A 24,567-nucleotide genomic window follows, 5' to 3' on the forward strand; every position below is an offset into this window, starting at 1 on the left:
TTTCCCGTGCGAGTTTTGGGCTGAGGTGTATTTATCGTTCGGCGAGCGCGTTCGTACTACTGGCAGAAATGCCAGGTGGGACGGGGGATAGCAGCGCGGGTGGCGCTGGCCTGGTACCTGCGGTACGGCCAGCGTCAGTAGCCAAGCTGTGCAGATTGCCTGAACGGTGGATTGACCGCGGCGTACCGTGCGTGATTTGCTCGGGTGATGGCTTTTTCGCGAGTATGCCCGCCCCTGCGGGCTTGCCCACGAATGCCATACCCGATCATTCAAAGGAAATGAAGGTCCCCATGCCCGACTACAAGCTGCATTGCTTCGCCGAATCCGGTAACGCCTACAAGGCCGCACTCATGCTTGAACTCACAGGCCAGGACTGGCAGCCGGTATTTGTCGATTTCTTCAACGGCCAGACCCGAGAGCAAGCCTGGCGCGACGAAGTGAACGAGCAGGGTGAGGTGCCGGTGCTGGAGCACGCAGGCAAATCCTTTACCCAGTCTGCGCTGATCCTTGAATACCTGGCGGAAAAAACCGGCCAATTCGGCCCCCGCAACGAGGACGAAAAACGCGAGATCTGGCGCTGGATGCTGTTCGACAACCACAAGTTCACCAGCTATTACGCGGCGCTGCGTTTCCTGTTCTGCCTGAAGAAGACTGGGGACACGGACGTGACCCGGTTCCTGCGTGAGCGGGCCACGGCGGCCTACCGCATTGTCGACGCGCATTTGGCAAAGACCCCGTTCATGGTCGGCGGGCGCCTGACCATCGCCGACCTGTCGCTGGCGGGGTATGTGTTCATGCCGGAGGACACCGGTATCCCGTTGGCGGAGTTCACCCACATCGAGGCGTGGAAGGCCCGAATTCAGGCGCTGCCGGGCTGGAAGCACCCGTATGAGCTGATGCCCCGCACGGCGTCCTGAGCCCGCAAGTTCGCCGGGTGCAGTGCCATCGCCCTTGGTTAGCGATTCTGATAACCGGTCGGTGACAAGCGCAGCGGTATGACTACGCTCAAAAAATTGAGAAATATTGTGCAATATTTAGCTGGCTGTCGCTGACGGATCTCGCCCAACTGCTGCTAAAGGAAGGCCGCGCTGGCTTGCAGGTCGCCCCATGGGGGGGCCGGAAATCACAGGGTGCGTCGTGCAACCCTGTGTTACTCCACGCGGAGGCTCATCATGCTCAAGAAATGTTTATTGGCTTTGGCTATTGGCGCTGTGTTGTCGGCGTCGGTGGTGTTGCTGCCAGACTCCATTGGCGGTGCCTCCAGCGCGTATGCGAAGGATGGTGGTGGCGGCGGCGGGCACGGTGGCGGCGGTGGCGGTGGTGGCGGCCATGGCGGTGGCGGCGGTGGCCATGGCGGTGGCGGTGGAGGGCACGGTGGCGGCGGCGGTGGAGGCGGCCATGGCGGCGGCGGTGGCTCAGGCGGCGGTGGCCATGGTGGTGGCGGCAGCGGCAGCGGACACAGCGGCGATGGCGGTGGGCATGCTGGCGCCGGCCAGGGTAGCGGCGGGCGCAATGGTGCTGATGATGGCGCCAACCACGAAGCCAACCATGAGGCCAACCACGAAGCGAATCACGAAGCGAATCACAGCGTGGGCGAGGCTCACGGTGTAGGGCATGGCGCTGATGATGGGGCTGACCATGACGTTGGGGATGATCGCGGAGGCGATCAGAACTAACAACCAACGTGGCGCTGCCGGCCTTTTCGCGGGCCCTCTCGCGCCTACAGGCATGCCACTGCCCTCAAGGCCTGTGGAGCCCCTGTGGGAGCGGGCGTGCCCGCGAAGTGGCCGGTACAGGCCATGGTGTTTCAGGTTCAAAACTCAAGTGTGCGGCACCCCCCGAACACTTGCCCCACCGGCATACTCCGGCTTCAGATGCCCCTGTTCATCCAGCAGATAGGCATCCATCACCTCCCGCACCACCGGCCCTGCTACCCGGCCACCTGCCTCACCGTTCTCGATCATCACCGCCACTACCACGCTCGGGTGGTCGGCCGGGGCAAAGCCGACGAACAAGGCGTTGTCGCGGTGCCGTTCCAGGGTCTTGTTGCGGTTGTAGCGCTCGCCCTGTTTGATCGCCACCACCTGCGCCGTGCCGCTTTTGCCGGCAATTCGGTACTGCGCACCGGCGGCGGCAGCGCGGGCGATACCCCGCGGGTCGTGCATGACCATCTGCATGCCCTGGCTAACCTGGTCCCAGGCGTGCTTGTCGTGCAGCACGATGTTGGGCATCGGGTTGGGGTCGACCGGCGCATCGCCACCCACGGTCATGGCCAGGTGCGGGCGGTGCCACACACCTTTGCTCGCCAGCAGGCTGGTGGCCTGGGCCAGCTGCAACGGGGTGACCTGCATGTAGCCCTGGCCGATACCCAGGATCAGCGTCTCACCCGGGAACCAAGCCTGGCGCCGGGTGGCGCGCTTCCATTCGGCTGACGGCATCAGCCCGGACGCTTCCTCGAACATGTCCAGCGACACCTTCTGGCCCAGGCCGAACTCGGCCATGTAGTCATGCAGGCGGTCGATGCCCAGCTTGTGCGCCAGGTCGTAGAAGTAGGTGTCGTTGGAACGCATGATGGCGGTGTACATGTCCACCCAGCCATCGCCGCTGCGGTTCCAGTTGCGGTACTTGTGTTCATAGTTGGGCAGCTCGTAGTAGCCCGGGTCGAACACCCGGCTGCCTGGGGTGATCACGCCGCTGTCGAGGCCGGCGATGGCCACTTCCGGCTTTACCGTCGAGCCGGGCGCGTACAAGCCGCGCAACACACGGTTGAACAGCGGGCGGTCGATGGAGTCGCGCAGGGCGGCGTACTGCTTGAAACTGATGCCCTTGACGAACAGGTTGGGGTCGAAGCTCGGGTTACTGACCATCGCCAGTACATCGCCATTGGCCGGGTCGAGCACTACCACCGAGCCCCGGCGCTCGCCCAGAGCCTTTTCCGCGGCCATTTGCAAGTGGGCGTCCAGGGTCAGCACGATGTCCTGGCCCGGGGTCGGGGCCTTGTGGTTGAGCACACGCATTACCCGGCCCTGGGCATTGGTCTCGACTTCCTCGTAGCCTACGTGGCCGTGCAATTGGCTTTCGTAGAAGTGCTCGATGCCAGTCTTGCCGATCGACTGGGTGCCCCGGTACTCGGTGCTGTCGAGGCGCTTGGCCTCTTTCTCGTTGATGCGCCCCACATAACCCACCGAATGGGCGAAATGCTCAGCCAGCGGGTACTCGCGGATGAACTGCGGCTCCACCTCCAGGCCCGGCAGGCGGAACTGGTTAACCGCCACCAGGGCGATCTGCTCTTCGCTCAGGCCGACCATCAGGGTTACCGGCTCGAACGGCTTGCGGCCACGGCGCAAATCCTTGTCGAACTGCTTGCGGTCGTCTTCGCCCAGGCCCAGCACCTGCGCCAGTGTGTCGAGCACCTTGGCGGTGTCGCCGCCAGCCCGTTCGCGGGTCATGGTCAGGTCGAAGCTGGGTTTGTTGTCGGCCAGCACCACGCCGTTGCGGTCGTAGATCAGCCCGCGCTCGGGGGCGATGGGCAGTACGTGCACGCGGTTGTTTTCCGACACGGCGGACTGCTGGTCGTGCTGCAGCACCTGCAGCACATACAGCCGCCCCACCAGCACGGCACACAGGCTGAACACCAGGGCGGCGCAGGCCAGAAGCCGGCGGTTGACCAGGTGCTTTTCCTTTTCGTGGTCCTTGAGGGGGATGGGTTGCGGCATCGGCGGTTCTGTCTGCTGGTGGTGTACTGGGTGAGGGGCGCTGTGGGCGCGGGCTTGCCCGCGAAGGGGGCGCGTAGCGGGCCCGGGGGGCGGTGATGCTACGCAAGGTAGTGGGCCCTCTCAAGGCGAAGGCCTGCGGCTGCGGCAGCGAAGATGGCTGATACGCCCGCAATCAGGGCGCTCGCCAGCAAAATGAAGATTTGTTCATGACGGCAGTGCGTGGAGGCCGGCACCAGGAATGAATACGCAACTCAGAGACGGCGACTCCATCACGCCGAGGATGCGGGTCATAAGCGAGGAACAGTGCGAGATCTCGTTGCTAGCAGAGGGGCAGCCGCCGAAGGCACACAGGCGCCAGGGTATTGAGGCACTAAAGATATGTTGAGTAGATACGTCCATGCCGTCATCTAGCAGGTGCGTGGCCTGGTTGGAAGCGGCATGAACGTAAAGCTGAACGCGGGGAGTGGGGGATTTTAGCTGAAAATCCCCAGCAGTAGGGTGGCTCCGATTACAGTGGCAGCGCCACCGATGCGAGTCGAGATCTGAGCAAAAGGCATCAGTTGCATACGGTTGCAGGCAGACAAGATAGCGACGTCTCCAGTACCGCCTAACCCACTGTGGCAGCAGGTGACGATGGCCGACTCAACTGGGAACATTTTTAGTAGATTGCCGATGAGGAACCCTGCCGCTGTCATGGCGAGTACCACCGAGGCGCATACCATTACGTAACCAACAGAGAAGACACTTGCAACGCTATTAAGAGGTACGTAGAGCATTCCAAGCCCGATCATTACTGGCCAGATGAAGGCAGTGGAAATGAGCTTATAAAACTTCTTGCTACCCTTCTCTAGCTTTTCAGGTAGAGCGCGAACATATTTAAAGATTACTGCTACCAGAATCATCATCACCGGGCCTGGGATATGTACTACTTTCTCAAGCAGGCCGCCTAAGACGAAGAACGCGCAGATGAGCAACACACCCGCTCCCATGTAGCGGAAGTCGATAGCGCTGTCATCCTCGACTTCCTCCTTGAATGCGTCATTTTCCTCTCTGGCACGAATCAGTTGGCCGTCACCATTTAGGTTTGGCTTACGAGCAGCCCAGCGAGCCAAAGTACCAGCACAGATGATTGCCACGATATTGCCTACGACTGCAGCAGGCACCAACTGTGCAACATATTGCTCCGGGGCTCCTCCGAGGATGTGCGAATACGCAAGAGACAGGGGAAGAATGCCCTCACCAATACCACCACCAATGATCGGGACAATGATGTAGAAGAAGGTGTGGTGAACGGTATAACCGAAGCTTACGCCAACAGCCAATCCCACAGCCACCGCTGCCAGGGTGCCAATTACAAGTGGAACGAACATCCGGATCATGCCTTGGACAAGAATTGTCCGGTTCATTCCTAGGATGCTTCCTACGACAAGACTTGCAATGACAAAATAAAGGAAGTTGGCATCCTTCATTAACATCTTGGTGGCATCAATCGTGGTGCTACCGAAGAAGCCATAGTAGACCAATACAGAGGGGAGCAAGAGGCACAAAATCGCTCCGCCCCCTATGTCACGAAGTAGAGGCAACCGTTGACCAACCTGGCCGAGCAGCATGCCCATGGTCATAATGACCGCTAGGCCACCAATCATTGTCTTGGGCAGATACCCCAAGTGAGCAGAGAGGAAAACGATCAAAGCGATACCGAGAAAATACGGCAGTGGGATTACGCCAATTTCGTATTCCATGAACGCGGTAAACCGACGCCGGGTTGGCATTGCTTGAGTTACGAGGGTCATTTTGAATTCCTCTGTTTATTTTTGTGTGAGGAGGCTTGCTGCCAGGGATCACGGCAATTTCCTATCTGAGAAAATGCTATCCTTAGCAGAATCGTAAAGAAACGGCCATTCTATGCACGCTATGAACACGAATCATGAAGTAACACCGCTACCCGATGACCTTCGGGTTTTCCTCACGGTGATTCGTGTAGGGAGCTTCTCAGGCGCAGCCCTGGAGCTTGACCAATCGCCGGCATATGTGACCAAGCGCATTAAAATTTTGGAGGAGACACTTGGGACGCGGCTTCTTCACCGCAGCCCTCGCAAAATCGCGCTCACTGATTCCGGTGTCCGAGCTCAGCAATGGGCGGTTCGTATCTTGGATAACCTTGACGAGTTTATGGGCGATTTGAGCCAGGTGCGAAAAGCCCCTAGAGGCTTATTGCACATCTGTAGCAGCTTCGGTTTTGGCCGGAATTATGTGGCTCCAGCGGTTGCTGAACTGTCGAGTGCATATCCTGACCTCGAAGTTAAGCTTGATGTGTTTGACAGGGTAGTGGATATCGTAGGTGAAGGATTTGACTTGGAGATAAGAGTTGGTGACGATATTCCAGAAAACCATATCAGTCGACTACTCGTTGCCAATAAACGAGTGATCTGTGCCACGCCGGAATATCTCGCGCAGCGAGGTACCCCGGAGAAGCTTAGTGATTTGGCAGACCATGATTGCCTGGTACTGAAGGAGAGAAACAACCCTTACGGTGTATGGAAGCTGCTCAAGTCCCAGAAAGAAGAAACCGTTCGGGTCAATGGGCGGCTTTCCTCCAATAACGGCGAAATCGTGCTGCAGTGGGCGCTAAATCACCGGGGATTACCGCCGCCGACTTTCAAGGTGTCGTTGGCTTTAACAACGCGCAGGCGGTTACGGCCGATGGCGATGGCTTCGTCCTGGCCGATGTGTTGGTTGCGGTCCACACCAACGGTGAGCGACTGGTTGTGATTGACCTGCGTGTTTTGGTCCTTCTGGGCGTGGATGGCCGGGTCTGGCCAGCGGGGTTCCAGGTCATCTCCGTGCAAGCCGTGCAGGCGCTCCAGCAACTGGAAGAAGTTGTACTGGTGCGCGTCAGCCAGCAGCTTGTCGGCTAGATCAGCGGTTGCTTGCCGGTCTGGATTGGCCATGTGTAGTGCTCGTTGTTGGTGGTGTTGATCACTTCCAGTTGGTGGAAGGAATTGATGCTGGCGTACAGGGCGAAGAAGTGCGCGAGTACGCAGCCGAACAGGTACAGGTCGCCTTCACAGAGGAAGGCGCTTTGATCCAGCTTCAGCCGCGTTCGCAAACCGCGAATGGGCTGGCCCTTGATCAGCCAATCCAGAGGTTCTGTTTGAACACCCCGGATGCCATCGAGGCGCTTGCGGGTGGTGCGCGTTTGCTGGATGTCGCGCAAGGCTGCGAAGTCATAAGCGCGAATAACCGCTTTCAGCGGCTCGGCTGAGAGCAGCGACAGGTAGTTGAGCGACATGTTGGAGATCAAGGCCCACTGCAACTGGCCGTCCAGTACCGGCCGATAGGGGCGGGTCGGCGCACAGATGTTGGTGTAGGTGGCCAGGGGCGGCGTGAACTCGCAAATCACATTGATGTCATCCACGGCCAATGCCAGCGGCAAGTCGCGGTTGGTGCAGGTCAGGTCGATGGACGCTGTTTCCAGTTCGCCGATGTAAGCGTTGGCGTCTGCGCGTACAAATGCGATGCGGTGGCTGACGCCATCACCGTACAGGAAATTGCCCGGTTGCTTGCCCCCATCGACACACACAACCCTGCTGGGCTGTTTGACGTTGAGGACGAAACCTACCAGGCCATTGACCAAGAGCTGGTCAAGCTGGGCGGGCTGCAGGAGCCTTCCATCGACTGGGCGTACATCGAAGAAGCGTCCTGCCAGTACCTGGGGCAGCAGTGCAAGCACTTGCGCATTGTCGCGCACCTGAGTGCCGCTTGGTTGCGTAGCCGATGCTGGGAACGATGGGGTTTTGCCTTGGCGCTGCTGGCCGGCATGGTCGAAGGCTATTGGGAAAACGCATATCCGAAACCGGGCCCCAAGGGGTTCCTCGGTAAGCGCAAGCTGGTTGCCCTGACGCTCAACCGTTTGCTCGAGACCTTGCCGCGTCTGGATCGCTACACGTTCAGCCCCGCTCACGCGGCGGCGGCTCAGGGCGCGCTGAAATGCCTGCAACGGCAGCGGGATGCAGCGCAGCTCGATGACGCGGTCCTGAGCGAGCTGGAGCGCCTGCTACGAACACACACGGAGCTTGCCAACGGCCTCATCGAGACCGCCACGCACACGTCTCCCGCCAAAGGCATCAAGCCTGTGCCACTGGCCGAGGTCATCGCTACGCCAATGCCCCGTGTGTCGTTAGGCAACGAGCGTGAATCACGAAGAGCGATCCTGACCATGGCCGAGCTGATCAACCAGCAGGACCCCTACGACCCTACAGGCTACCAACTGCGTCGGTTCGGCTTGTGGGCGCACATTCAGGCGGCGCCTCAAACCAAGCAAGGCAACCGCACAGAGTTGATGGCGGTGCCGCAGGATATCGCTGGGGACTATGAGGATGCCCTTGCCAGCACTGCAATTGACGCGGCCTTGCTCCAGCGGATCGAAAAGAGCGTGACGGCTTGTCCCTTCTGGATGCGCGGCAGCTTTCTGGCCGCGAGCGCCGCCACGCGGCTGGCGATGGGCGAGGTGGCTGAGGCCATTCGCGCTGCGACCGCACGGTTCGTGCAGCGCATGCCTGCGCTGCAGCAGTTGTGCTTCAGCGACGGCAAGGTATTTGTCGACGACCAATGTCTGGCGTGGCTCAGAGGGGCGCAAGGGCACGCCGATGCAGACGCAGCCTCCCAAGAATTCGCCACTTTGCGAGAAGCGCTGGCCAGCCAACTGGAAACCAGCGGCGTAGAGGCGGTATTGCTCAGGCTGCAGGGCATGCAAGCGGACTTCCGTAGTTTGCGTGAACGCTGCCATACCACCGTGATCGCTGCTGATCTGCTGGCCGCTCGGGGCGTGTCCTGGCTGGCCCAGGACTTGTGCGCAGGCGTTGCCCGAACGATGCAGGAAACCACCGCCAGCGCCTGGGAGCCTGAGGTGTTTCAACGCCTTCAGCAGCACGCGTGCACTGTCCATCACGGGCTGATCGGAACAAGAAACGGGAGTCACGATGAATCAACTGTGGAAGCACCTTAAACGTTGGGGCTTGCCCCTGGTGACCCGTATCGGTCTGGCCATGCCGCTGCTGCTCGGGCTGGGTGCCGTACTGATGCTGGTTGCAATCTGGTGGCTTGGCCCACAATGGACCTGGCGCGAGCAGCAGCCGCTGGCTAGCGTGGCGCATCGAGGTTTGGCCAGCCTGATGCTTGTATTGATACCGCTGCTCTGCTGGCTCGTGGTGCTGCGCAGGCGTTTTCGTCGCCTGCAGGCAGAACGCAAGCAGGCGCTGGCTGCCGAGCTGGATAGCGTATTGCCCTTCGTCCAGGCACAAGAGAAAGCCCTGAACCAAGGGCTAGCTCGCTATCTGGATAACGCGGGTGGCCGACGCGCCTTGTACCGACTGCCCTGGTACTTGGTGATGGGCGACCAACAGGCCGGCAAGACCAGCTTCATCGACCGCACCGAGCAAAATTTTTCCCTGACCCGTATCGACAAAGCACAAGCCCGAGGCCGGCCAGCACAAGCACTGGCCTACCCGATAGGCTGGTGGGTCAGCAACGACGCAGTGATCATCGACCCCCCTGGCGCTTTCATCCGTCAGGCATCGTTGGCAGGTTCACCAGCCGAGGCGTCAGACGCGTCGAAAGCACCACCAGCAGCCTCGGCCAGGTTGTGGGACCACATGCTGGGCTGGCTGGTGCGGAACCGAAGCCAGAGAGCCCTCAACGGCCTCTTGCTGTTGGTCGATCTGCCTGCACTGCTCCAGGGTACGCCTGAACAACGCGTTGCGTTGGCGCACGTCTTGCGCACACGGTTGTATGAGGTGAGTAGTCAGTTGGGCTCGCGGCTTCCATTGTACGTGGTGCTGACCAAGTTCGATCTGCTGGACGGTTTCGATCAGCTGTACGGCGGGCTTCCCGCCGCCACGCGGGAAAAGATACTGGGTTTCACGTTCAAGCTGGATGCGCTCGGTACGTTCGACGCCTGTCTGGCGGAATACGATGATCACTACCGTCGGTTGACCAAAGAACTGTTTGAACAGGTGGTGGACCGGCTCGACGTATTGAACGGGGCAGCACCGTGCTCGCGTCTGTTCACACTGCATGCTCAACTGATCGGCTTGCGCCCGATACTGCTGAGCTTTTTGAAAGACGCCCTCGCCAGTGACCGTTTCACCACCCCTGCCTTGGTACGCGGCATTTACTGGTCTTCGGTCGTGCAGCAGGGCGACATGCTCAATACGTTCGTGCGTGAAGCGGCACAGCCATACAAGACTGAGTTGCCGCTGCGTGAAGGCAAGGCGCAAGGGCAGGCGCTGGTCTACTTCATCCAGCACGCCTTCAGGCGGGTCATCTACCAGGAAGCCGGCCTTGCCGGGGACAACATCAAGGTAGCGCGCAGTAAACGTCGGTTGCTCTGGGTGGGTTCTGCAGTAGGCGGGCTGGCCTTCTGTGTCGCCATCGCCAGTTGGCAGCGCTACTTTGACATCAATAGCGCCAAGGCCGGCAACGTGCTTGCCAAGAGCAGAGAGTACAGCCATCACGAAGTGGACCAGCGCCTGGACGCCACCGGGCGTAACCTGCTGGAGCCGCTGGACCAGATCCGCGATGCCGTGTCGGTGTTTGGCAACTACCGTGCTGCGTGGCCGGGTGTTTCCGAGCTGGGCTTGTATCAGGGCCGCGCGATCGGCCCTCGCGTCGATGAAGCCTACCTAAGCTTGCTTTCCAAGCGTTTCTTGCCGGCCTTGGCCAGTGGAGTGATCGATGCCATGGACGCCGCGCCGCCCGGCAGCGAACAGCAAATGGCTGCTCTGCGTGTTTACCGCATGCTGGAGGACCGTCAGAGCCGCCGGCCCGAGTGGGTCGAGGGCTGGATGGCCCAGCAGTGGCAACAGAAGTACCCCGGACAGGGGCAACTGCAAAGCGACCTCATGCGACACCTGAAGTATGCCTTGGCCTATGCCGATGCCGATCTTCCCCAGTACAGCCAGCGTATCGCCGAGGTGCAGCAGGTGCTGCGCAAGGTACCTTTGCCAGAGCGGGTCTATGCGAGCCTGAAACAGCAGGCAGGGGAACAGTTGCACACTGGCTTGGACCTGCGTCATCAGGTCGGGCCAGCGTTCGATGTGGTGTATCAGTCGTCTCCCGGTGCCAGGCATGGCGATGAAGTCCTGCTAGCGCCCATGCTCACCGCCAAAGGCTTCAAAGAGTTCTTCGAGCCCCGCAGCCAGCGGTTTGCGGATATGGCGATGATCGACCAGTGGGCACTGGGCGAGCGCGGCCAGCTCGATTACTCGGATGCCGACCGGGAGGCGCTGGGTGAGCGGCTACGCAACTTGTACAGCGCCGATTTCATTGATAGTTGGCGCCGTGCCTTGACTGCCTTCTCGGTGGCTGACTTCCGCGACCTGGATCATGGGGTTGCGATCCTGCAGCAGTTGACCGGCCCAGCGGCGCCCCTGCACCGGCTATTGGACACGGTGAGGGACAATACCTCGCTTTCATCAGCCATGGTCGCTGCGGCACCCGGGGAGGCTGACGCGCTGCGACCGGTAATCAGCAAGCCTGAACAACAGCAGGCCTGGGCTATTCAGCGGGCCTTTGCCGGGCTGAGTGCCATGCTGCAGGCAACCGGTGAGAAACCCAGTTACTACGATGAGACCCTTGGCGCCATCGAGGCCGTGCACGACTATGCCAAGGCAGTGCAGGACAGCCCCGACCGAGGCAAGGCTGCGTTACAGGCTGTGCATCAGCGGTTCTCGATGACTGGGCATGACCCGATCAGCACCCTGCAGCGCGTGGCCACTGGCTTACCGGAACCGATCAACCACCAGGTCAGGAAGGTTGCCGATCAAACAGCACAAGTGCTGAATGTCGAAGCCCTGCGTGAGTTGGAGCGACGCTGGGACGCCGAAGTGTACAGCTTCTTCCAGCAGCGCCTGGCAGGGCGCTACCCCTTTGTCGTGAAGGCGCCCGACGCCTCGCTGGATGACTTCGAGGCATTCTTCGGGCCCAAGGGGAGGCTGCAGCAGTTCCATGATCAGTACCTGAAAGTCTTTCTGAAGGATAACCTCGAAGCCCTGCAGGCCGGCCAGCAGGGGCAATCACTGATCCGCAGTGATGTGCTTGAACAACTCGAGCGGGCAGACCGCATACGTGAGACTTTCTTCGATCAGCGCGGCAGCCTGAGTGTGCAGTTCAGCATCGAGCCGTTAGGGTTGAGTACCAACCAGCGCACAAGCTTGCTAGACCTGGACGGCCAGCTGATTTCCTACACCCATGGCCCGCGCCAGATCACCGGCATCGTTTGGCCGAATACCTTGGGGCAGCAGGTGCGCAGCAACCTGACCTTGCTCAGGCAGAACGGTAACAGCAGCAAGCTTGAGTACCGCGGCCCGTGGTCGATGTTCCGCTTGCTCAGCCGTGGCTCACTCAACGGCCGCACGGCGACCAGCGTGGACCTGAGTTTCAGGGCCGGCGATGGCGTGATGCGCTATCGGCTCAGCGCGGAGAAGGCGTTCAACCCCATCACGCAAGAGCCTTTCAAAGGTTTCCGGTTGCCACGAGGGTTGTTACAGCAGACGCCTAAGCCGGGGCCCATAACGCAGGCCGGCTTGTAAGGGGGCTGCAGATTCCCTTAGTGAAGAAAGCGACGACTGTGCACGGGCATCGCCCTGAACCTGCTATGCCTAAGAGGACACGTGAACCCATCAAGGCCGATCGATGCTGGTCATCGAACAACTGCACAAGTCATTCCCCACCCCCCAGGGCCCGCTCCCCGTGCTGCAGGGTGTCGACCTGCGCCTGGCACGCGGCAGCAGCCTGGCGCTGATGGGCGAATCGGGCAGTGGCAAGAGCACCTTGCTGCATCTGGTGGCGGGCCTGGACCGCGCCGACAGTGGCCGCATCCTGATCGACGACACCCCGCTAGACAACCGCTCCGAGGCCTCGTTGGCGTTGTGGCGGCGAACAGGCATAGGCCTGGTGTTCCAGCAGTACAACCTGATCAGCAGCCTGGACGTGGCCGCCAACCTGGCGTTCCAGGCCAGGCTGGCCGCTCGCCACGACCCGCACTGGGTGGCTTACCTGGCGCAGCACCTGGGCTTGGCGGATGTGCTGGCGCGTTACCCGGAGCAACTGTCCGGCGGCCAGCAGCAGCGGGTTGCCATCGGCCGCGCCCTGGCCGGGCGGCCGGCCTGGCTGCTGGCCGACGAACCCACCGGCAGCCTTGACGAAGCCAGCAGCGACGAAGTGCTGAAGCTGCTGCTGCAGTTGGTGGCCGAAGTAGGTAGCGGCCTGCTGATGGTGACCCACAGCCCCCGGCTGGCGGTACGTTTGCAGCAGCGCTGCCACCTACAGGCCGGCCGTGTGCGCCTGGGGCCAAGCGGATGAGGCTATTAGCGTTGGCCCTGCTTGCGCTGCTCAGCCACTGGCGGCGCCATCGCGTGCAGTTCGTCAGTATCTTTACCGGCCTGTGGCTGGCCACGGCGCTGTGGACCGGTGTGCAGGCACTGAACAGCCAGGCACGTAGCGACTATGCCCGAGCCAGCGCGGTGCTGGCCGGGCCTTTACAGGCGCAGCTGGTGCCGCGCAAAGGTGAGCGGTTCGAGCAGGCGCTGTACCTGCAACTGCGCAGCTTGGGCTGGGCGGTGACGCCGGTGCTGGAAGGGCGCTTGCGTTTGCCTGGCGAGCCCGTACGTAGCCTGCGCTTGATCGGCATCGAGCCGCTGAGCCTGCCGCCCGCCAGCAGCATTGCCGGTGTGCAGCCGCAAACGTTCGACTTGCAAGCTTTCATCGGCACCCCCGGGCAAGCCTGGGTTGGGCCAGATACCTTGCGTCAGCTGGGCGCGAACCCCGGGCAGGCCCTCCGCGACAGCGAAGGGCAGCTGCTGCCGCCCTTGCTCCTGCAGCCGGGGTTGGCACCGGGGGTGATGGTGGTGGATATCGGCCACGCTCAGGCGCTGCTGCATGCACCTGGGCAGTTATCGCGCTTGTTGCTCGCCGCTACGACGGGGCCGTTGCCTGCGGCTATCGCACCCTATCTTGAGCTGCAACCCCGGCAGGACGATGGCGGCTTGCAGCGGTTGACCGATAGTTTTCACCTCAACCTGACCGCCCTCGGCCTGTTGGCCTTTGTTGTCGGCCTGTTCATCGCCCATGCTGCAATTGGCTTGGCACTGGAGCAGCGGCGCGGCCTGATCCGCAACCTGCGCGCCTGTGGCATCAGCCGAAACACCCTGTTATGTGCCCTGGTACTGGAACTGGGCCTGTTCGCGGTACTGGGTGGGCTGGCGGGCGTGGCCAGTGGTTATGGGCTGGCCGCGTGGCTGTTGCCCGACGTGGCCGCCAGCTTGCGCGGCCTGTATGGCGCCCAGGTCGCGGGCACGCTGAACCTGCCTGCGTGGTGGTGGCTGGTGGGCGTGTTAGTGAGCGTACTGGGGGCGTTGCTGGCAGGTTTGAGCAGCGTACTGCGTGCGGCCCGGTTGCCGTTGCTGGCGCTGGCGCAACCTCAGGCTTGGCGCTTGGCGCAGGGCCCGTGGTTGCGGCGTCAGGCTTTGCTGGCCGGCCTGTTGCTGGTGCTGGCCGTGGGGTGTGGCGTGCTGGGTAACAGCCTGCCCAGCGCGTTCGCCTTGTTGGCAAGTTTGCTGCTGGCGGCGGCGTTGCTGCTCCCCACCTTGCTCGACGGGGTGCTGGCGAGCCTGGCGCGTTATAGCCGGCGGCCATTATCACAGTGGTTCGTCGCCGACAGCCGTCAGCAGTTGCCCGCCCTGAGCCTGGCGTTGATGGCCTTGTTGCTGGCGCTGGCCGCCAGTGTCGGGGTGGGCAGCATGACCGAGGGCTTTCGCAAGACCTTTGTCGGCTGGCTTGACCTGCGCCTGTCGGCCGACCTGTATGTCACCCCACGCGACAGCGCCCAAGGCTTGCAGATAGCCGAATGGCTCGTGCGGCAACCTTCAGTGCGTGGGGTACTGCCGGGCTGGCGTGTGGAAACGCAATTGCAGGGCTTGCCGGTGCAGCTTCAGGGCATTGTCGATAGCCCCGTCTATCTCAAGCGTTGGCCCTTGCTCGCGCAGCAGCCAAACGCCTGGGGGCAACTGGCGAGAGGGCAGGCCGTGATGCTCAGTGAGCAACTGGCCCGGCGCCTGAAACTGCAACTGGGCGATAACTTGGTGCTGCCCGCAACGCCCGCTACAGTCCAGACCGTGGTGGCGATCTACGCCGATTACGGCAACCCCAAAGGGCACGTGCTGGTCAACGCCGACTGGCTACGTGGGCACTGGCCGCAGGCAACCTTGACCGGCTTGAGTGTCGATCTGGCAGCCGGCCAGGTGTCGGCGCTCAGGGCAGCCTTGCAACAGCGCTTTGCTCTGGACGCCAGCCGCGTGGTGGAACAGGCGCGGCTCAAGCGCTGGTCGACCGACGTGTTCAACCGTACCTTCGCCGCCACCGCTGCGCTCAACAGCCTCACCCTTGGCGTGGCCGGCGTGGCGCTGTTCATCAATCTGCTGACCCTGGGCCAGACCCGCCTGGGCCAGTTGGCGCCGCTGTGGGCGCTCGGCGTGCGGCGCACGCACCTGGCCTGGCTAAGCCTTGGGCAGACACTGCTGCTCAGCAGCCTTACCGTGCTACTGGCGATCCCGCTGGGTATCGTGCTGGCCTGGAGCCTGGTCGCGGTGGTGAACGTGCAGGCATTCGGTTGGCGTTTGCCGCTCTACGTGTTCCCCGCGCAACTGCTGCAGTTGGCCGTGCTGGGCATGCTCACCAGCGTGTTGGCTAGCGCCTGGCCACTGTGGCAACTGGCGCGTCGTCAGCCGCACGAACTGTTGAGGCCGTTTGCCGATGAAGCGTAGCGCGTGGCTGTTGCTGTGTGGGGTGCTGGGCGGCTGTGATCAGCCTGCCGAGCAAAGCTATGCCGGGCTTGGCCGGCAGGCGGGTGAATTCAGCCAGGTGAGCCGCGATCAGCGCCTGGCATTCCCACGCGACCATGGCGCCCACGATGGTTTTCGCATCGAATGGTGGTACGTCACCGCCAACCTCAAGGATGCCCAGGGGCGAGACTGGGGCGCGCAGTGGACGCTGTTCCGCTCGGCCCTGCGCCCAGGCTCGGAAACAGCCAGTTGGAACAGCCCGAACCTATGGATGGGGCACGCAGCGCTGACAGGCCCGGGCGGTCATCAGTCTGCAGAAACCCTGGCACGCGGTGGTATCGGCCAGGCCGGTGTGCAGGCCCAGCCGTTCCGCGCCTGGATCAATGACTGGTCGTTGCAGGGCAGGGTTGGCATTGACCGCCTGCAGATGATCGCCGCGGGTGCAGGTTTTCGCTATGACTTGCAACTGCGCAGCGATCGGCCCTTGGTGCTGCACGGGGAGCACGGCTACAGCGAAAAATCTGGCAAGGGGCAGGCTTCGTACTATTACAGCCAGCCGTTCTATCGGGTGCGCGGGGAAGTGCAGCAGGGCGGCCAGTGCATTGCGGTCAGCGGCCTGGCCTGGCTGGACCGGGAATGGAGCAGCCAGCCGCTGGCTGCCGGGCAAACGGGTTGGGATTGGTTTTCGCTGCACCTGGACAGTGGCGCCAAGCTGATGCTGTTCCAGGTGCGCGAGGCGCAGGGGCAGGCCTATCGCGCCGGCACCTGGGTTGGCCCGTGGGGTGAGGTGGTGGCGCTGCAGGGCGCGCAGGTTCAGCTACAGGCACAGGCTTGGTCGCGGCAGAAGAACGGCAAGCAGGTGCCAACGCGATGGCGGGTGCAGGTGCCGGGGCAGGGCGTGGATGTACAGATCGAGGCGCTGCAGCCGCAGGCCTGGATGGACACGCGGGTGCCGTATTGGGAAGGGCCGGTGCGTTTGACCGGCAGCGCGGGGGGGCGCGGGTATCTGGAAATGACCGGCTATTAGCACCTCCTATCCCGGCAATAGCCGATTCAATCCTTGATAAGCGCCCGCAATACTGCCCGCGCTTCTTCGGTATGCAAGCACTCGATGAACAACTGGCTTTCCCGCGCCACCGTTGCCTCCAGCTCTCGCCGCTGGCTGTCCTTGAGCAGCCGCTTGCTCAGGCGCAGTGCCGCTTGCGGGTAACCTTGCAGCCGCCGCGCCAACTGCCGGGCTGCTGCCAGGCACTGTTCACCGTCCTCATGCAGCTCATTGGCCAGCCCCCAGGCCACCAGCTGTTCGCCATCGAGCAACTCGTTTGCCAGCAGCAGGCGAGCCGCCCGGGCCTGGCCAAGCAGGCGTGGCAGCAACAGGCTGGAGCCAAATTCTGGGCACACACCCAACGGCGCGAATGGCATGCGCAACTTGGTCGAGCGGCTGACCAGCACCTGGTCGCAATGCAGCAACAAGGTGGCCCCGATGCCGATCGCCGCGCCACTGACGGCAGCGATCAGCGGTTTGTCCAGGCCCATTACCACCCGCATCAGGCGGAACACCGGGCTGTCCAGGTCGCTGGGTGGGTTGTCGAGGAAGTCGCGCAGGTCGTTGCCGGCACTGAAACAGCGTGGGCCGCCGGTGATGATGATCGCTTCGACATCAGGGTCTTCTCCCGCCGCCAACAGCAGGTCGCCCAATTGCTGGTACATGGCAGTGTTCAAGGCGTTGAGTTTGTCGGGGCGGTTGAAAGCCAGGGTCAGCAGGCCTTGGTCCTGCTCACGTGTGATCAGCTCGGTCATGGCGGGCGCTTTTGTTGTTGTGGGCGGGCCCGGCTGGGCGTTGGTGTTTAGGGTTTATCACGCTGTTCTGCTTGTTGTACAGTCGTTCAGCCAGCCCGCCAGCCACGAGACCCGCCCGATGAGCCAGGAAGCCCGCTACCACCGCATGCTGCCGGAATTGCGCAAAGCCAACCTGGTCGAAGCGACCCTGGTGTGCCTCAAGCGCCATGGGTTTCAGGGGGCTTCGATCCGCAAGATCTCAGCTGAGGCCGGCGTCTCGGTAGGGCTGATCAGCCACCACTACGCTGGCAAGGACGAACTGGTGGCCGAAGCCTACATGGCCGTCACCGGCCGGGTGATGGGCCTGCTGCGCGAAGCCATGGCCCAGGCCGCGCCGAATGCCCGTGAGCGGTTGTCGGCGTTCTTTCGTGCCTCGTTCTGTGCCGAGCTGCTCGACCCGCAATTACTCGACGCTTGGCTGGCGTTCTGGGGCGCGATGAAGACCGCCGAGGCGATCAACCAGGTGCATGACCACTCCTACGGCGAGTACCGCAATGAACTGAGTGGGCTGCTGGCCACGCTGGCCGGCGAGGAGGGCTGGCAGGGCTTCGATGCCGACCTCGCGGCGATCAGCCTGAGTGCCCTGCTCGACGGCTTATGGCTGGAGTCGGGGCTTAACCCTGGCACCTTCACCCCCGAGCAGGGCGTGGTTATTTGCGAGGCTTGGGTTGACGGCCTGCAAGCCGGTGGCCGGCGGCGCTTCAGCCTGCCGGAGGGCTGTTGATCGCCTGTTCAGTAACGAGTACGCTGCTGTCGCGAGTGTGTACAACAACACCAATAATAAAAGAGACGACACGCAATGACGGCTCGGGTATTGATCGTCGATGACGATCCACTTATTCGTGACTTGCTGCAGGCCTATCTGTCCCAGGAAGGCTATGAGGTGCACTGCGCCGACACCGCCGAAAAGGCCGAAGCCCTGCTCGGCAGCCAGGATGTCGACCTGGTGCTGCTGGACATCCGCCTGCCCGGCAAGGACGGCCTCACCCTGACCCGCGAGCTGCGGGTGCGCTCAGAGGTCGGCATCATCCTGATCACTGGCCGCAACGACGACATCGACCGCATCGTCGGCCTGGAATGCGGCGCCGACGACTACGTGATCAAACCGCTCAACCCCCGCGAACTGGTATCGCGCGCCAAAAACCTGGTCCGCCGCGTGCGCCATGCCCGCGAGGTACACCCGGCGCCGGCCTGCGCGCAATCCCTGAAACAGTTCGCCGACTGGGCCCTGGACACCGACCGCCGGCGCCTGATCGACACCCGTGGTGGGCAAACCCTGCTGACCCACGGTGAGTTCCAGTTGCTCAGCGTGTTCCTGCGCAACAGTGGCCACACCCTCAGCCGCGACCAGTTGATGGACCAGATCCGTAACCGCGAATGGGTGCCCAACGACCGCTCCATCGATGTGCTGGTCGGTCGCCTGCGACGCAAGCTGCACGACGACCCGGCCGAGCCGCAACTGATCATCACCATCCACGGCACCGGCTACCTGTTCACCGCCAGCGTGGCGGCATGAGCCACCGTGCCTGGGGGGTGGTCCTGTCGCTGCTTGCTGCACAGGCCGCTGCCACAGAGCCGGTGCGCTACTGCGACTACCCGGTGTACCCGCCGATTTCCTGGAGCGATGGCCATCAGGTGCGCGGCCTGGCGCCGACCGTGGTGCGCGAGCTGTTCGCGCGTATGGGCTACCCGGTGCACACCGTGGTACTGGGTAACTGGAAGCGCTGCCTGATGGACGCCGCCGCCGGGCGGGTGGACGTGGTGCTTGCCTACAACAGCGATCAGCGTGACCAGCGCATGCGTTTTTCCACGGTAGCGGTGGTGCGCGAGGAAGTGGCGGTGTTCTACAACCGCCTTCGGCCTGTGCAGTTCCAGCGCCTGGAAGACCTGGCCGGCTACCGCGGCGGGCTATTGTATGGCGAAAGCTATGGCGCCGAATTTGACCGCTTCGTCGCCCGCCACCAAAACATCGAACGGGTGTCTTCCAGCCAGCAGAACTTTGGCAAGTTGATCCGTGGGCGCATCGACTACGTGATCCAGGAGCGGCGCACCGGCCAGCTGTTCATCGAACACTTGCCCGGGGCGCAAGACATCCGCGTATTGCCCACCGCTCTGAGCGTGGATTACCTGCGGGTTGCGGTATCGCGGCAATCGCCCTTGAGCCAGCACATGGACGAAATCGACGCGCAGTTGCGGCGCATGAGCCAGGCCGGCGAAATCGAGCGCTGGCTGGAGCAGAGCGAGGTGACCTACCGCGACATGATCAACCTGCCGGTGGACGCCCGATGATGCGCCTGCGCACCGATGGCCTGCTGCGCCGCCTGCTGCTGTTCATCGTGTTGTTCAGCCTGTGCTTTACCGTGTTGGCCAGCTCGGTGCAGCTGTACTTCGAGTACCGCCGCGAGATGCGCGACATAGAAGCGCGCATGGCATTGATCCGCGCCGGCTACTTGGCCAGCCTGGAGCGCAGCCTGTGGGACCTGGACGAGGCGCAGCTGGATACACAACTGCGCGGCCTGGTGGATTTTTCTGACGTGGCCCGGGTGCGCTTGGTCAGCGATGATTTCCAGCTGTTACGCGGTGAGGCCGAACCCAAGGGGCCGCTGCGCATCGAACGCTTCCCCCTCGATTACCAACCCCCCGCGGGGCCGGCCAGGCACCTGGGCGAGCTGGAAGTGAGCATCGACCTCGGCGCGGTGCACCGGCGCCTGTATGCCACGGGTCTTACCAGCCTGCTGTGGATGGGCGTGTTCCTGTGCGGCCTGGCGGTGGCGCTGTCGGGGCTGTTCTACCGCCTGGTCACCCGCCACTTGCAAGTGATGGCCGAGTTCGCCCGGCGTATTGCTGCAGGCCACTGGCAAGAGCCACTGCGCCTGGGCCGCCGTCGCTCGGCGCGCCCAGATGAAATCGACACCGTGGCCCACGCCCTGGACGACATGCGCCGGGCCATCCTCAGTGACATCGAGCGCCGCGAGCGCGACCGCCTGGTGCTGCAGGACAAGCGCGACGAACTGCAAGCCATGGTCGAACGGCGCACGGCCAGCCTGGCTCGGGCCAAGGATGAGGCCGAGGCCGCCAACCTGGCCAAGTCGCGCTTCCTGGCGACCATGAGCCATGAGCTGCGCACACCACTCAATGGCATTCTTGGCATGGCCGAGCTGCTGCGCGGCGGCCGACTGGAGGCGGCTGACCGCCAGCGCGTCGAGGCCTTGTACAAGGCGGGTGAGGGGCTGTTGGCGATTCTCAACGAAGTGTTGTATTTCGCCCGCCTCGAGGAGGGTGAAAGCCGCGCCGAGCTGGTCGCTTTCTCGCTGCGCCAGTTGTGCCAGGAAGTGCTGGCGCTGCTCGAACCCATGGCCCGGGCCAACGGCGACACGCTGCAACTGGACATCGACGCGCATTTGGCCGAATACCAGCACGGCGCCGAACAGTACCTGCGCCAGGTGTTGAGCAACCTGCTGGCCAATGCCATCAAGTTCACCGAGCATGGCCAGGTGCGGCTGGCGGTGCAGGTGCTGGCCAGTGACCAGGGCTCGCAGCGCCTGCGGCTGTCGGTCAGTGACAATGGCATCGGCATCGAGCCCGCTGTGCAGGCGCGGATCTTCGACCGCTTCGTCCAGGCCAGCGAGGCGGTGGCCCGGCGCTACGGCGGCACCGGCCTGGGCCTGGCGATCTGCAAGCACCTGGTGGAAAACCTGGGGGGCTGCATTGGCCTGGACAGCGTGCAAGGGCAGGGCAGTTGCTTCTGGTTCGAACTGGACATAGCCCGCGGGCAGCAAGTGCTGGGCAGTTCGCTAGCGCCTTCGGCTTTGGCTTGCCTGGATATCCTGGTGGTCGAGGACGTGGCACTGAACCGCGAGGTGGCGGGTGGGCTGCTGCGGCGCGATGGCCACCGGGTGAGCTTTGCCGAAGACGCCAAGCAGGCTTTGCAGGCCTGCGCCCAGCAGCGTTACGACCTGATTCTGCTCGACGTGCAACTGCCCGGCATGAGCGGGGTGGAAATGTGCCGGCAGCTGCGTGCCACGCCAGGGCCAAACCGCCACTGCCGGGTGTTGGCACTGACCGCCGGTGTTCAACCTGGGCAAGTGCAGGGTTACCTGGACGCCGGCATGCAGGGGGTGCTGGCCAAACCCCTGCGCCTGGACACCTTGCGTCGGGCGCTGGCCGCCGCGGCGCCCAGCGAGGTGGTTGGGGCTGACGCGAATATGGATTGGTCACTGCTGGGTACCCACCGCTCGCTGTTGGGCGAGCAGAAGCTGCAGGGGCTGCTGAAGGTGCTGCGCCAGTCACTGGAACAGCACGCCGTGGCGCTGGCCGAGGCGCTGCCGGCCCAGGACTTTACCGAAGTGCTGCACCTGGCTCACCGCCTTGCCGGCAGTTGCGATTCCCTGGGCTTTTCTGGGCTGGCTGCGTTGTTGCGCCGTTTGGAGGAGGCGGCCCTGCAGCATGACGCGCAGGCGTTGCAAGCACTCGACGGGCCGCTGGCCGCCCAGCTTGGCCAGGCCCGCACAACTCTGGAACAGTTGATCCAGAGCTGACGTACAAAAAACTTACGACTTTTTACATCTTCGATCGGTTCGTACAACGGCACCTTACATCCGTTTCCAATAATCCCTGGCAACCGTGTTGCACGCGGTCCATGAGGCTTATTGGAGACAACAATAATGACATGCCCTAGCACTCAGCCCCTCGTTCACTGCACCGGCCGCAATGGCGAGGTGCGCCATGACTGACAACCACGAGAAAATCCAACTCACCCGCGCCCTGAAAAGCCGGCACATCTTCATGCTGTCGCTGGGCGGGGTAATCGGCACCGGGCTGTTCATGGGCTCGGGCGTGACCATCAACCAGGGCGGGCCGGTCGGTGCGATCCTGGCCTACTTGGTGGCGGGTTTGCTGATGTACCTGGTGATGGTCTGCCTGGGTGAGCTGTCGGTGCAGATGCCGGTATCCGGTTCGTTCCAGGCCCACGCCACCAAGTTCATCGGCCCGGCCACCGGCTTCATGATCGGCTGGGTGTACTGGATGAGCTGGGCCACCACGGTGGGCCTGGAGTTCACCGCTGCCGGCATGCTGATGACCCGCTGGTTCCCGGACGTGCCGATCTGGTACTGGTCGGCGCTGTTCGTGGTCGTGCTGTTTGGCCTCAACGCCCTGGCTACACGCGCCTTCGGCGAGGCCGAATACTGGTTCTCGGGCATCAAGGTGGCGACCATCGTCGGCTTCATCATCATCGGCGTGCTGGTGATCTTCGGCGCCATCCCGCTGAGCAGCGGGGCACCGGCACCGATGCTGGACAACCTGGTGGGCGAGTCGCTGTTCCCTCACGGCCTGTCGGCGGTGTTCGCGGTGATGATGACGGTGGTCTATGCCTTCCAGGGCTGCGAGATCATGGGGGTAGCGGCTGGCGAGACCGAGCACCCGGAAAAGAGCATCCCACGGGCGGTGCGCAACGTGGTGTTCCGCGTGCTGATCTTCTATGTGCTGGCGATTGCCGTGCTGTCGGCCATCGTGCCCTACGAGCAGGCCGGGTTGATGGAAAGCCCATTCGTGCAAGTGTTCGACATGGTCGGCATCCCCTTTGCTGCCGACCTGATGAACTTCGTCATCCTTACCGCCATCCTGTCGGTGGGCAACTCTGGGCTGTATGCCTCTACGCGCATCCTCTGGGCTATGTCGAAAACTGGCATGGCGCCGAAAAGCCTGTCACAGCTGAGCAAGCGCGGCGTGCCGCTGCGGGCGCTGAGCATCACCCTGTGTTTTGCGCTGGTCTCGCTCATGACCAGCTTCATTGCCGCTGACACCCTGTTCATGGTGCTGATGGCGGTGAGTGGCATGTCGGGCACCGTGACCTGGATCGTCATCGCCCTGGCGCAGTACCGCTTCCGCAAGGCCTACCTGAATGGCGGTGGGCAACTGCAAGACTTGAAGTACAAAGCGCCGCTGTACCCGCTGGTGCCGCTGTTGTGCATCACCCTGTGCAGTTCGCTGTTCGTGTTCCTGGCGCTGGATGAAACCCAGCGGCCATCACTGTACTGGGGCTTTGGTTTCATTGCCTTGTGCTATGCGGCGTACTTCTTCGTCAACCGCCGTCGGCAGGGGGCCTTGGCGCCGAGCGTGCCTGGAGTTTGATGCTGCGGTGGTTGTTCGTCGGTGCATGTTTGTCGCCTGTGAAATCGAGTGCCGCGCGGGCGGCGCTCGATTTCACAGGCAATGAAAATGCCATGGCGAAAGGCAGCTGTGTAACAGCGAAAACCGAGTTGTGCGAAGTTGTAACAGCCCATCCCACCGTGTTGAACACTTGTTTAGTATCTCCCACATCAAGCCCTCCAAAACCATCACAACAATACCGAGGCCCCCATGACCACCCCGTCGTCGTCACTGTTGAGCAAGGTCGAAGCCGGCGTTGCCTGGATCACCCTCAATCGCCCCGCACAGCGTAACGCGCTGGACATCCCCACCCTCGAACAGCTGCACGCCTTGCTGGAAACCTGCAACAGCGACCCGGTCGTGCGCGTGCTGGTGCTGACCGGCTGCGGCCGTAGCTTTTGCGCCGGTGCCGACCTGGCCGAATGGGCGGCAGCCGAAGCCCAGGGCACCCTGGAAAGCTACGGCTGGACCGAAACCGCCCACGCCTTGATGCTGCGCCTGCACAGCCTCGACAAACCCACTATCGCCGCCATCAACGGCACCGCCGTGGGCGCTGGCATGGACCTCAGCCTGTGCTGCGACCTGCGCATTGCTGCGGCCTCGGCGCGGTTCAAAGCTGGCTACACCAGCATGGGCTACAGCCCCGACGCGGGCGCCAGCTGGCACCTGCCACGGCTGATCGGCAGCGAGCAAGCCAAGCGCCTGCTGTTCCTCGATGAACTGTGGGGCGCCGAGCGCGCCCTGGCCGCCGGGCTGGTTAGCGAAGTCTGCGCCGACGAGCAACTGCCCGCCGTAGCCGCCGAGCTGGCCGGGCGCCTGGCCAACGGCCCGACGTTCGCCTATGCGCAGACCAAGCAACTGATCCGCGACGGCGCCCGGCGCACCCTGGCCGAACAGCTCGAAGCCGAGCGCCAGGCGGGCCTGCTGTGCGGCCGCAGCCAGGATGGCGCCGAAGCGCTGCAAGCCTCGATGCAACGACGCGCGCCCCGCTTCATCGGTCAGTAACCGACACCCTCACCAGG

At 62.9% G+C, this 24,567-nt stretch carries 16 protein-coding genes and 4 pseudogenes; 14 read left to right on the forward strand and 6 right to left on the reverse strand.

Going from position 1 to position 24,567, the window contains the following annotated elements:
• Nucleotides 1–290 precede the first annotated feature (290 nt).
• Both DV532_RS10320 and DV532_RS30250 read left to right on the forward strand, forming a co-directional pair.
• Nucleotides 291–917 carry a glutathione S-transferase family protein gene (locus DV532_RS10320; protein ID WP_056800765.1) on the forward strand — a complete coding sequence of 209 codons (627 nt, stop codon included), beginning with the start codon at nt 291–293 and terminating at the stop codon, nt 915–917.
• Between the two features lie 255 nt (nt 918–1,172).
• On the forward strand, nt 1,173–1,676 hold the full coding sequence (locus DV532_RS30250) for a hypothetical protein (protein WP_372339984.1): 504 nt from the start codon (nt 1,173–1,175) through the stop codon (nt 1,674–1,676).
• Between the two features lie 144 nt (nt 1,677–1,820).
• On the opposite strand, the gene mrdA is transcribed toward DV532_RS30250, so the two are convergent.
• Together mrdA and DV532_RS10340 are read right to left on the reverse strand one after the other, a co-directional pair.
• Complete coding sequence (gene mrdA, locus DV532_RS10335; RefSeq protein WP_056800771.1) at nt 1,821–3,716, reverse strand: penicillin-binding protein 2; 1,896 nt, start codon at nt 3,714–3,716, stop codon at nt 1,821–1,823.
• A 473-nt stretch (nt 3,717–4,189) separates the two neighbouring features.
• On the reverse strand, nt 4,190–5,509 hold the full coding sequence (locus tag DV532_RS10340; protein WP_056800774.1) for a 2-hydroxycarboxylate transporter family protein: 1,320 nt from the start codon (nt 5,507–5,509) through the stop codon (nt 4,190–4,192).
• Nucleotides 5,510–5,630: 121 nt separating this feature from the next.
• Here DV532_RS10340 and DV532_RS10345 point away from each other — a divergent pair.
• Nucleotides 5,631–6,362 (forward strand): annotated as a pseudogene (locus DV532_RS10345) (LysR substrate-binding domain-containing protein); the annotation flags it as partial.
• On the opposite strand, the gene DV532_RS31195 reads toward DV532_RS10345, so the two are convergent.
• The 3 genes and pseudogenes from DV532_RS31195 to DV532_RS10360 all read right to left on the reverse strand — a co-directional run.
• On the reverse strand, nt 6,350–6,550 hold the full coding sequence (locus DV532_RS31195; RefSeq protein WP_372339998.1) for a hypothetical protein: 201 nt from the start codon (nt 6,548–6,550) through the stop codon (nt 6,350–6,352). The pseudogene DV532_RS10345 and the gene DV532_RS31195 overlap by 13 nt on opposite strands.
• Nucleotides 6,524–6,667, reverse strand: a pseudogene (locus DV532_RS10355) (type VI secretion system baseplate subunit TssG); the annotation flags it as partial. The gene DV532_RS31195 and the pseudogene DV532_RS10355, both read right to left, overlap by 27 nt.
• Nucleotides 6,631–7,263: pseudogene (locus DV532_RS10360) on the reverse strand (type VI secretion system baseplate subunit TssF); the annotation flags it as partial. The pseudogenes DV532_RS10360 and DV532_RS10355, both read right to left, overlap by 37 nt.
• Here DV532_RS10360 and tssA point away from each other — a divergent pair.
• From tssA to DV532_RS10385, 5 genes and pseudogenes are all read left to right on the forward strand, one after another.
• Nucleotides 7,240–8,702: pseudogene (gene tssA / locus DV532_RS10365) on the forward strand (type VI secretion system protein TssA). The pseudogenes DV532_RS10360 and tssA sit on opposite strands and share 24 nt — an antisense overlap.
• Nucleotides 8,699–12,307, forward strand: coding sequence for a type VI secretion system membrane subunit TssM (gene tssM / locus DV532_RS10370; RefSeq protein WP_056800780.1), 3,609 nt, complete (start codon nt 8,699–8,701; stop codon nt 12,305–12,307). Before tssA ends, tssM begins: the two are co-directional and overlap by 4 nt.
• Before the next feature lie 103 nt (nt 12,308–12,410).
• The gene (locus DV532_RS10375) at nt 12,411–13,079 is read left to right on the forward strand and encodes an ABC transporter ATP-binding protein (RefSeq protein WP_056800781.1); all 669 of its coding nucleotides are present in this window, start codon (nt 12,411–12,413) and stop codon (nt 13,077–13,079) included.
• A complete protein-coding gene (locus tag DV532_RS10380) occupies nt 13,076–15,538 on the forward strand; it encodes an ABC transporter permease (RefSeq protein ID WP_056800783.1) in 2,463 nt (820 codons plus the stop codon). The genes DV532_RS10375 and DV532_RS10380 overlap by 4 nt, the downstream gene beginning before the upstream one ends.
• A complete protein-coding gene (locus DV532_RS10385) occupies nt 15,528–16,583 on the forward strand; it encodes a lipocalin-like domain-containing protein (protein WP_056800785.1) in 1,056 nt (351 codons plus the stop codon). Before DV532_RS10380 ends, DV532_RS10385 begins: the two co-directional genes overlap by 11 nt.
• A 26-nt stretch (nt 16,584–16,609) precedes the next feature.
• Here DV532_RS10385 and DV532_RS10390 read toward each other — a convergent pair whose 3' ends face one another.
• Complete coding sequence (locus DV532_RS10390) at nt 16,610–17,356, reverse strand: enoyl-CoA hydratase (RefSeq protein WP_056800787.1); 747 nt, start codon at nt 17,354–17,356, stop codon at nt 16,610–16,612.
• Between the two features lie 118 nt (nt 17,357–17,474).
• Between DV532_RS10390 and DV532_RS10395 the strand changes: the two genes are divergently transcribed.
• The 6 genes from DV532_RS10395 to DV532_RS10420 all read left to right on the forward strand — a co-directional run bounded on the left by DV532_RS10395 (nt 17,475) and on the right by DV532_RS10420 (nt 24,550).
• Nucleotides 17,475–18,119 carry a TetR family transcriptional regulator C-terminal domain-containing protein gene (locus tag DV532_RS10395; RefSeq protein ID WP_056800789.1) on the forward strand — a complete coding sequence of 215 codons (645 nt, stop codon included), beginning with the start codon at nt 17,475–17,477 and terminating at the stop codon, nt 18,117–18,119.
• A gap of 75 nt (nt 18,120–18,194) precedes the next feature.
• Nucleotides 18,195–18,911 carry a response regulator gene (locus DV532_RS10400; RefSeq protein ID WP_056800791.1) on the forward strand — a complete coding sequence of 239 codons (717 nt, stop codon included), beginning with the start codon at nt 18,195–18,197 and terminating at the stop codon, nt 18,909–18,911.
• Nucleotides 18,908–19,684 carry an ABC transporter substrate-binding protein gene (locus DV532_RS10405; RefSeq protein WP_056800793.1) on the forward strand — a complete coding sequence of 259 codons (777 nt, stop codon included), beginning with the start codon at nt 18,908–18,910 and terminating at the stop codon, nt 19,682–19,684. The genes DV532_RS10400 and DV532_RS10405 overlap by 4 nt, the downstream gene beginning before the upstream one ends.
• Complete coding sequence (locus DV532_RS10410; protein WP_056800795.1) at nt 19,681–21,933, forward strand: hybrid sensor histidine kinase/response regulator; 2,253 nt, start codon at nt 19,681–19,683, stop codon at nt 21,931–21,933. The genes DV532_RS10405 and DV532_RS10410 overlap by 4 nt, the downstream gene beginning before the upstream one ends.
• 187 nt (nt 21,934–22,120) lie before the next feature.
• The gene (locus tag DV532_RS10415) at nt 22,121–23,527 is read left to right on the forward strand and encodes an amino acid permease (RefSeq protein ID WP_056800798.1); all 1,407 of its coding nucleotides are present in this window, start codon (nt 22,121–22,123) and stop codon (nt 23,525–23,527) included.
• Between the two features lie 228 nt (nt 23,528–23,755).
• Entirely contained in the window at nt 23,756–24,550 is a 795-nt protein-coding gene (locus DV532_RS10420) for an enoyl-CoA hydratase/isomerase family protein (protein ID WP_056800800.1), read from the forward strand.
• The last annotated feature ends 17 nt before the right edge of the window (nt 24,551–24,567 follow it).

Source organism: Pseudomonas sp. Leaf58, assembly GCF_003627215.1.
Classification (GTDB): Bacteria; Pseudomonadota; Gammaproteobacteria; order Pseudomonadales; family Pseudomonadaceae; genus Aquipseudomonas.

Excerpts from the sequence above, each read along its gene's own strand:
- DV532_RS10320 (WP_056800765.1), top strand. The coding sequence starts at position 291 with ATGCCCGACTACAAGCTGCATTGCTTCGCCGAATCCGGTAACGCCTAC.
- DV532_RS30250 (WP_372339984.1), top strand. The coding sequence starts at position 1,173 with ATGCTCAAGAAATGTTTATTGGCTTTGGCTATTGGCGCTGTGTTGTCG.
- mrdA (WP_056800771.1), bottom strand. The coding sequence starts at position 3,716 with ATGCCGCAACCCATCCCCCTCAAGGACCACGAAAAGGAAAAGCACCTG.
- DV532_RS10340 (WP_056800774.1), bottom strand. The coding sequence starts at position 5,509 with ATGACCCTCGTAACTCAAGCAATGCCAACCCGGCGTCGGTTTACCGCG.
- tssM (WP_056800780.1), top strand. The coding sequence starts at position 8,699 with ATGAATCAACTGTGGAAGCACCTTAAACGTTGGGGCTTGCCCCTGGTG.
- DV532_RS10375 (WP_056800781.1), top strand. The coding sequence starts at position 12,411 with ATGCTGGTCATCGAACAACTGCACAAGTCATTCCCCACCCCCCAGGGC.
- DV532_RS10380 (WP_056800783.1), top strand. The coding sequence starts at position 13,076 with ATGAGGCTATTAGCGTTGGCCCTGCTTGCGCTGCTCAGCCACTGGCGG.
- DV532_RS10385 (WP_056800785.1), top strand. The coding sequence starts at position 15,528 with ATGAAGCGTAGCGCGTGGCTGTTGCTGTGTGGGGTGCTGGGCGGCTGT.
- DV532_RS10390 (WP_056800787.1), bottom strand. The coding sequence starts at position 17,356 with ATGACCGAGCTGATCACACGTGAGCAGGACCAAGGCCTGCTGACCCTG.
- DV532_RS10395 (WP_056800789.1), top strand. The coding sequence starts at position 17,475 with ATGAGCCAGGAAGCCCGCTACCACCGCATGCTGCCGGAATTGCGCAAA.
- DV532_RS10400 (WP_056800791.1), top strand. The coding sequence starts at position 18,195 with ATGACGGCTCGGGTATTGATCGTCGATGACGATCCACTTATTCGTGAC.
- DV532_RS10405 (WP_056800793.1), top strand. The coding sequence starts at position 18,908 with ATGAGCCACCGTGCCTGGGGGGTGGTCCTGTCGCTGCTTGCTGCACAG.
- DV532_RS10410 (WP_056800795.1), top strand. The coding sequence starts at position 19,681 with ATGATGCGCCTGCGCACCGATGGCCTGCTGCGCCGCCTGCTGCTGTTC.
- DV532_RS10415 (WP_056800798.1), top strand. The coding sequence starts at position 22,121 with ATGACTGACAACCACGAGAAAATCCAACTCACCCGCGCCCTGAAAAGC.
- DV532_RS10420 (WP_056800800.1), top strand. The coding sequence starts at position 23,756 with ATGACCACCCCGTCGTCGTCACTGTTGAGCAAGGTCGAAGCCGGCGTT.